The organism is Mesorhizobium sp. B1-1-6, from assembly GCF_006443035.1.
GTDB lineage: Bacteria > Pseudomonadota > Alphaproteobacteria > Rhizobiales > Rhizobiaceae > Mesorhizobium.
In genome coordinates, this window is sequence record NZ_VFWR01000016.1 from 128,917 (window position 1) to 136,345 (window position 7,429).

Sequence of the window (7,429 nt, forward strand, 5' to 3'; positions counted from 1 at the left end):
CTGCCCTGTCGCTCAGGTGTTGCTGGCGGTTCCAGCCGACGGAAACTGCCTGGCGAATTCCGCCTCGTTGCCGGCGGCGAGCAGCTTGGCCTGCTCGATCCAGCGCTCGCGCGCGATACGGCCGTCGAAATTCATGACGTCCTCGATCCGCTTGATATCAGCGGCTGTCCAGGCGGCGATCTGGGCAAAGCTGGTGACGCCTTGTGCCCTGAGCAGCTTCTCGTTGACCGGGCCGATACCGATCAGCCGGCGCAGATTGTCGGGTTTGCCGGAAGCCACCTTGGCCGGCGCGGCCTTCGCCGGTGCCGCCTTCCTGGGCGCCGCGCTGGCCTTGGGAGAGGCTTTGGCGGCAGCGGCCTTCGGCGCGCCGGTCTTCGCGGCGCTGGAAGCGGCCTTGGCCGCAGCCGGCTTCCTGGGCGCCGGCTTGGCCGCCGGAGCGGATTTGGCAGGGGTGGGCGTCGACATCAAGGCGGCCGGCGCCGGCGCCGCCGCCTTTGCCGGGCCGGAGCCGGTCGAGGCCTCGCGCAGCCGGCGCTCGAGGTCGGCGCGGGTGCGCCCACAGGCATCCAACTCGCCGGTCAGGCGATCGCTGTCGGCCCGCAGCCGGTCGCGCTCGCTGCGTGTGCGGTCGAGATCGCCGCGCAAGCTGTCGAGTTCACCGCGCAAGCGTCCCCAGATGAACCAGCCAACCAGCACACCCACAAGGAACGCCAGGAGCATGTAGAAAAAAGTGCCCATTGTCTCTCTCCAGTCAGATCCGTCTGCCGCGGCATTGGACTTAATGACCTTCGGCGAAGGACTACTCGATGATGGTTCCGCCGCCTGCGGAACAGCCGGCCTCAGTCGAGCCGTCGGCATCGGCTTTGCAAGCCATGGCCAATGGCCGTCGTCGCGTGCACCGGAACGCCGCGGTCGGCTGAGACTTCCCCGCCCGACCCGCATGCTCCGGCTGAGCTTGGCGGGGAGGCTATCATAGAGCTTACGGAAAGCTATGGGAAAACTACGAAAGAGAGTTATTCAAGAACAGATATTTAGACCAAGAATAGTGTGGGCCCAATATGCATTCCGGCTAAACTGTTCTGAGCAGGTGGGGACGACGCACAGAAGACGCCTCAGTTGTCGAGCGCTTCCAGCTCGTCGATCAGGCCGCTGATCACGCCAAGCCCGATCTGCCAGAAGGCGGGATCGGTGGCATCGAGGCCGAAAGGCGCCAGAAGCTGCGAATGATGCTTGGTGCCGCCGGCGCGCAGCATCTCGAAATATTTGTCCTGGAAGCCGCGCTCTGCGTTCTGGTAGACCGCGTAGAGCGAGTTCACCAAACAGTCGCCGAACGCATAGGCGTAGACGTAGAAGGGCGAATGGATGAAGTGCGGGATGTAGGTCCAGAACACTTCGTAGCCGTCGCGCAACTTTATCGCCGGGCCCAGACTTTCCGCCTGCACCTCCAGCCAGAATTGACCGAGCCTGTCGGATGTCAGTTCGCCGTTGCGGCGCTCCGCATGCACCTTGCGCTCGAACTCGTAGAAGGCGATCTGGCGCACGACCGTGTTGATCATGTCCTCGACCTTCTGGGCGAGCATGGCCTTGCGCTCGCGCCTGTCGGTGGTCTGCTCGAGCAACGAGCGGAAGGTCAGCATCTCGCCGAAAACGGACGCCGTCTCGGCCAGCGTCAGCGGCGTCGAGGCCATCAGCGCGCCCTGGCCGCCGGCCAGCACCTGGTGCACGCCATGGCCAAGCTCATGCGCCAGCGTCATCACATCGCGCGGCTTGCCCATGTAGTTGAGCAGCACGTAGGGGTGCGCCGAAGGCACGGTCGGATGGGCGAAGGCGCCGGGGGATTTGCCTGGGCGCACCGGCGCGTCGATCCAGTTGCGGTCGAAGAAAGTCCGCGCGATCTCGGCCATCTCGGGCGAGAAGCGCTGATAGGCGGACAGCACCGTGTTCCTGGCCTCGTCCCAGCCAATCACCGCCTGCGGCGTCTCCGGCAACGGCGCGTTGCGGTCCCAGTGGTTCATCACCTCCATGCCCAGCCAGCGCGCCTTCATCCGGTAATAGCGGTGTGACAGGCGCGGATAGGCCTCGCGCACCGCCGAAGCCAGCGCATCGACCACACCGCGCTCGACGCGGTTGGCGAGATGGCGTGAATCGGCGATGTCCTCGAAACCGCGCCAGCGGTCCGAGATTTCCTTGTCCTTGGCCAGCGTGTTGGTGACCAGCGTGAAGGTGCGCAAATTCCTCCGGAAGGTCTGGGCGAGCGCCTCGGAGGCGCGGCGTCGCACCTCGCCGTCGGCATCCTGCAATCGGTTCAGGGCCGGTTCCAGCGTCAGCTCCTCGCCGTCGACGTCGAAGCGCAGGTCCGTCATCGTCTCGTCGAACAGCCGGTTCCAGGCGCCGCGCCCGGTGATCGACTTCTCGTGGAACAGCTGCTCGACGCGATCCTCGAGCTGATAGGGCTTGTCCAGGCGCAGATCGAGCACCCAGGGCCGGTAATGACCGAAGGCGGGGTCGGCGGCGAGCGCGCCCTCGATGGCCGCGTCGTCGATCAGGTTCAGTTCGAGCGCGAAGAACAGAAGATGCGCGCTGGCGTCGGTCATCTTCTCCTGGATGTCGCCATAGAGCTTGGCGCGCTGCGGATCGGCGGTGTTGCCGGCGTAGATGAGGCCGGCATAGGAGACGATGCGGCCGATCAGCTCTTCCAGAGCCTCATAGGCGACAAGCGCCTCGCCCAGCCTGCCTGCGCTGCCGCGCTCGGCCTCGGCGGACAGCGTGCCCTTCCAGCGGCTCTCGAAGGCGACCGCATCGGCGGCGGCTTTGGCGATGTCGCGCTTCAGCTCCGGCGCCTCCATGCCCGCATAGAGGTCGGCAAGATTCCATTCCGGCAGATCGCCAAGCTCGGCGGCGCCCTGACCGGAAGCTGGCGCCGCAGGCCGCCGATCAAACATCACGCGCATCGACAATACCTTCTTTTGAATCAAGTGGCCGGCCCAGGGCCAGAATCAAGGAGAACGGAGAAGCCGGTCAAATCCTAAGGAATTCGTTCACCGGGTTTTTTGAAACCTTATTTAGAACCCTGTGCCAAGATGGTCCATGGGGATATCAGGCGGGCGGCTCAAGACAGTCATGACAGGTTCCATACTCATAGTCGATGACGATCCCGTGCAGCGCCGGCTGCTCGAGGCGGCGGTGACGCGGTTCGGCCACACCGCAATCGTCGTCGACGGGGGCGCTGCCGGCCTCGACGCCCTCGACGGGCCCGGAGCCCGCGACGTGTCGGTGGTCATCCTCGATCTGGTCATGCCCGATCTCGATGGCATCGGCGTGCTCAAGGCGATGCGCGAGCGCGGCATCACCATCCCGGTCATCGTGCAGACCGCCCAGGGCGGCATCGAGACCGTGGTTTCGGCGATGCGCCACGGCGCCTTCGATTTCGTGGTCAAGCCGGCCTCTCCCGACAGGCTGCAGGCCTCGATCGCCAACGCGCTCAAGGTCGAGGCTGTCGAAGGCGAGGTCAAGCGCACGTCGCGCCGGCGCGGCGGGCTGCTGACCTTCAGGGACATGATCACGCACAGTCCGGCCATGGACAAGGTGATCCGCCTCGGCCAGAAAGCGGCGGCATCCAACATCCCGATCCTGATCGAGGGCGAATCCGGCGTCGGCAAGGAACTGGTGGCGCGCGCCATACAGGGCAGCGGCGACCGCCGCTCGAAACCTTTCGTCACCGTCAATTGCGGCGCCATTCCCGACAATCTGGTCGAATCGATCCTGTTCGGCCATGAGAAGGGCTCGTTCACCGGAGCCACGGAGAAGCACACCGGCAAATTCGTCGAAGCGCATTCGGGCACGCTGTTTCTGGACGAGATCGGCGACCTGCCGCTCGACGTGCAGGTCAAGCTGCTGCGCGCCGTCCAGGATGGCGAGGTCGATCCGGTCGGCGGCCGCGCCACGGTCCGGGTCGACATCAGGCTGATTTCGGCGACGCACCGCAATCTCCTGCAGCAGGTCAAGGACGGCAAGTTCCGCGAGGACCTGTTCTACCGGCTCAACGTCTACCCGATCTATGTGCCGCCCCTGCGGAACCGCCGCGACGACATTCCCGATCTGGTCGCACATTTCATGGAGAAGGTGGCTCCGGCGGACCCGCGCCATCGCCTGCGGGGCATTTCGGCGGCGGCGCTCGCCGTGCTCCAGGCCTATGACTGGCCCGGCAATATCCGGCAGCTGGAAAATGCCGTCTTCCGCGCCTCGGTGCTGTGCGAAGGCGATGTGCTCGGCGTCGAGGATTTCCCGCAAATCCGCGCCCAGGTGGAGGGCACGGTCCGCCTCGATGTGGACATCGCGCCGGCCGCCCCGGCTTTGGCCGTAGAACCGCGCGATGAGCCGGCGCTGAGCGGTGAGGACGTTTCGGCTGCCGAACCCGAATCGCCGATGCGGCTTCAGCCACGCTTCGGCACGCTGCGCGCGCTCGACGAACGCGGCAATGTGCGCGCCCTGGCGGATGTCGAACTGGAGATGATCAAGCTCGCCATCGATCACTACAACGGCCAGATGAGCGAAGTCGCCCGCCGCCTCGGCATCGGCCGCTCGACGCTTTACCGCAAGCTCAAGGAATACGGCATCGATCCGGAAACCGGCAGGCTCGACCGGCTCGCTTCCTGAGGGCGCTATCGCGCACAGCCGCCCGATGTCCGGCCTGAGAGCGGTCGGCCCGAGTGCGGTCACGCAAGGCCGGGACCAGCTTGCGCTGCCATCATGTCGCCGGTGCATTGACTGGACCGGAGTGTGGCGCGCCGATGGCGACGTCCCCGACGGTCCCGTTCACGCATTAAGGCTAACGGTAACAGATCGTGTTTCGGCCAAACGAGGAATCATGATCTAAACCAGCGGTTTACCAAGAAACCTTGTGGACAATTTTTGGCGGGATATCGCCACGGTCTTACCGCATTTCGGCTTCAATAAGCGATGATTAACCATTAGGATCGATATTCGGATGTGACAACGACACGTCCGTTTGGGCAAATCCGGGGACAAACGGCAGCCTGCAAGGCCTTTTGATTTGAACAGAATCGAACGACACACAAACGGGCGGCACTATCATTTGAGCGTCTGGCCGAAGTGGCTGGCGGCCATGATTGTCGCATTTGGTTTTCTTGCCGCTGCCGCAACCGGCGCCAGGGCCGAAGTCCGTTCTCTGAAGCTCTACCACCTCCACACGCACGAGAAGGCGGAGATCGTCTACAAGCGCAACGGCCGTTACGATCAGGCCGGGCTGAGGAAGATCAACATCATCCTGCGCGACTGGCGCCGCAACGAGCCGACCAAGATGGACCCGCGCCTGCTGGACCTGGTCTGGGAAGCCTATCGGGAAAGCGGCGCCACCGACTATATCCAGGTGGTTTGCGGCTATCGCTCGCCGTCGACGAACTCGATGCTGCGCAGTCGCAGCAAGGGTGTCGCCGAGAAGAGCCAGCACATGCTCGGCAAGGCGATGGACTTCTACATTCCGGGCGTGCCGCTGAAGAAGCTGCGCAATATCGGGCTCAAGATGCAGGGCGGCGGCGTCGGCTACTATCCGAGATCCGGTTCGCCGTTCGTCCACATGGACGTCGGCAATGTGCGCCATTGGCCCGGCATCAGCCGACAGGAACTGGTGAGCCTGTTCCCGAACGGCAAGACGCTGCACGTGCCGAGCGACGGCCGGCCGCTGCCCGGCTTTGAGCAGGCGCTTGCCTCGTACAAGGCACGCAAGGGTTCCGGCGGCGCCGCCATCGAGCTGGCCAGCGCCGGCGGCGGTTCCAAGAGGTCCGGCGGACTGCTGGCTGCCTTCTTCGGCGGCGGCGACGACGAGGCCGACGACAGCGCCGATGTCGCATCGGCAGAGCCGGCGCCGAAGCCGAGAAGCGTGAAGCCGGTACCGGCGAGCACCGCCAAGAGCGGCACCCTGCCGGGGATCGCGATCGTGGCGCCCGAGAACGCCAAGCGCGCCGAGATCCCGCAGGTCGCCGAGGAGCAGGCCCCGGAGCCGGAAAAGGATACGCCCGAGACGATCATCGCGGCGTTGCCGGCACGCAGCATCCCGCTGCCCGATTTCGCGCCGCGGCCGAAAGTCGATGTCGGCGCGCAGCCGCCTGAAAATGTTCCCTTCGGCATGGCGGATGCGACGGCCAGCACCGAACAGACCGTGGCAACCGTGCAGACGCCGGCGAATATGCCTTTCGGCAAGGCTGATCCCTCGGCGGTCGCCGCCGATGCAGCGCAGGTTGCCGCCAACAACATACCTTTGCCGACATGGCGCCCCGAACACACGTTGCCGGCGGTGCTGGCGCCTGCGCCCAGCAAGGATGTGCTGATGGCGCTGGCCGAGACGGCCGAGCGTGGCAAGACCGCGACCGATGCCTTCTCGGTGCTGCCGAGCGCGCGGCCGGATATGACCAATATCGATGCGGCCAAGCCCGATGCGGTCAAGCCCGATGCGGTCAAGGCCGTGCTCGACGAGGCCGAGGCGCTTCCCGTGCAGGCTGACTATTATCGGGTTGCGTCGTTGTCCGAGCCTCGTTCGGCTTTCAACGACCCGTCCGGCGTCGATGCCGCATCGCCGCGCGAGGCCGTCGTCGCCCGCGCTGCCGGTTCCGATCCGGTCGCCGCGATCGGCGCCGGCGTGAAGACGACCCGCAAGGAGGCCAGAGCCACCGCCCGCGACCTGAAACCCGGTCCCAAGGCCATCGTGGTTGCCGCCGCACCGCAGGCCGCCCGCTGGGCGCTGACCAGCGGCGAGAATGTCGCGACGGTTTCGAGCGCCACGACGGCGCCGGGCTACGCCTACAACGTGGTCCACACGCCGCCGAGCGAGGTCTACACGGCCGGCTTCCAGCAGGGCGACCAGATGGCGGATGCCAACCGTTTCACCGGCAATGCCGTAAAATTCCTGTCCGTCGCGCGCTTCCAGACGAAGTAAAGACCGGGCATTCCGAAAGCCGCGCCGGGCAACCGGCGCGGCTTTTTTTGTGTGTGCCGGCTGTGTGCGGGCACAACCGGCATGCATGAAGCCGGCCCCGGCCCTGCGGGATCACGGGTGCCTGAACTTCTCGTGAAAACGTAAAAGCCGCCTGTTTCCCGGCTAGAATGGCTGCGTTCCAACCCGGGATATTCATGAAGAAGATTCTATTGGCATCCGTCCTGGCGCTGGTGGCGGCATCGGCGGCTATTGCGCCCTCGCAAGCCGAAACCGTGATCATCAAAAATGGCAAGCATCACTGCCGGACCAAGGTGGTCACGCATTGGAAGCATCACCACAAGGTGGTCGAGAAGGTCAGGGTCTGCAACTGACCGCCAAGGCTGACTGCCATGGCACCAAACTAGAGCGTTTCATATCTTGACGGAAGCGTAGCCTGCGTTTTCGAAGTAGTTCCTGCATTCGGCTGCCTCGATTGTT

General features: G+C 64.9%; 5 protein-coding genes. 3 read left to right on the forward strand and 2 right to left on the reverse strand.

Going from position 1 to position 7,429, the window contains the following annotated elements:
- Window positions 1–12 precede the first annotated feature (12 nt).
- Window positions 13–738: a proton-conducting membrane transporter gene (locus tag FJ979_RS27215; protein WP_140584326.1), complete on the reverse strand. Its 726-nt coding sequence runs from the start codon at window positions 736–738 to the stop codon at window positions 13–15.
- A 374-nt stretch (window positions 739–1,112) separates the two neighbouring features.
- Window positions 1,113–2,951 (reverse strand): M3 family oligoendopeptidase, encoded by a 1,839-nt coding sequence (locus FJ979_RS27220; RefSeq protein ID WP_181165232.1) that lies wholly within the window; start codon window positions 2,949–2,951, stop codon window positions 1,113–1,115.
- A 169-nt stretch (window positions 2,952–3,120) separates the two neighbouring features.
- On the opposite strand from FJ979_RS27220, the gene FJ979_RS27225 reads away from it, so the two are divergent.
- From FJ979_RS27225 to FJ979_RS27235, 3 genes are all read left to right on the forward strand, one after another.
- Window positions 3,121–4,656, forward strand: a complete 1,536-nt coding sequence (locus FJ979_RS27225; RefSeq protein WP_140584327.1) for a sigma-54 dependent transcriptional regulator — start codon at window positions 3,121–3,123, stop codon at window positions 4,654–4,656.
- A 469-nt stretch (window positions 4,657–5,125) separates the two neighbouring features.
- Window positions 5,126–6,952 carry a DUF882 domain-containing protein gene (locus FJ979_RS27230; protein WP_181168319.1) on the forward strand — a complete coding sequence of 609 codons (1,827 nt, stop codon included), beginning with the start codon at window positions 5,126–5,128 and terminating at the stop codon, window positions 6,950–6,952.
- 194 nt (window positions 6,953–7,146) lie between these two features.
- Window positions 7,147–7,323, forward strand: coding sequence for a hypothetical protein (locus tag FJ979_RS27235; RefSeq protein WP_140560312.1), 177 nt, complete (start codon window positions 7,147–7,149; stop codon window positions 7,321–7,323).
- Window positions 7,324–7,429 lie beyond the last annotated feature (106 nt).

Excerpts from the sequence above, each read along its gene's own strand:
- FJ979_RS27235 (WP_140560312.1), top strand. The coding sequence starts at position 7,147 with ATGAAGAAGATTCTATTGGCATCCGTCCTGGCGCTGGTGGCGGCATCG.
- FJ979_RS27215 (WP_140584326.1), bottom strand. The coding sequence starts at position 738 with ATGGGCACTTTTTTCTACATGCTCCTGGCGTTCCTTGTGGGTGTGCTG.
- FJ979_RS27230 (WP_181168319.1), top strand. The coding sequence starts at position 5,126 with ATGATTGTCGCATTTGGTTTTCTTGCCGCTGCCGCAACCGGCGCCAGG.
- FJ979_RS27225 (WP_140584327.1), top strand. The coding sequence starts at position 3,121 with ATGACAGGTTCCATACTCATAGTCGATGACGATCCCGTGCAGCGCCGG.
- FJ979_RS27220 (WP_181165232.1), bottom strand. The coding sequence starts at position 2,951 with ATGCGCGTGATGTTTGATCGGCGGCCTGCGGCGCCAGCTTCCGGTCAG.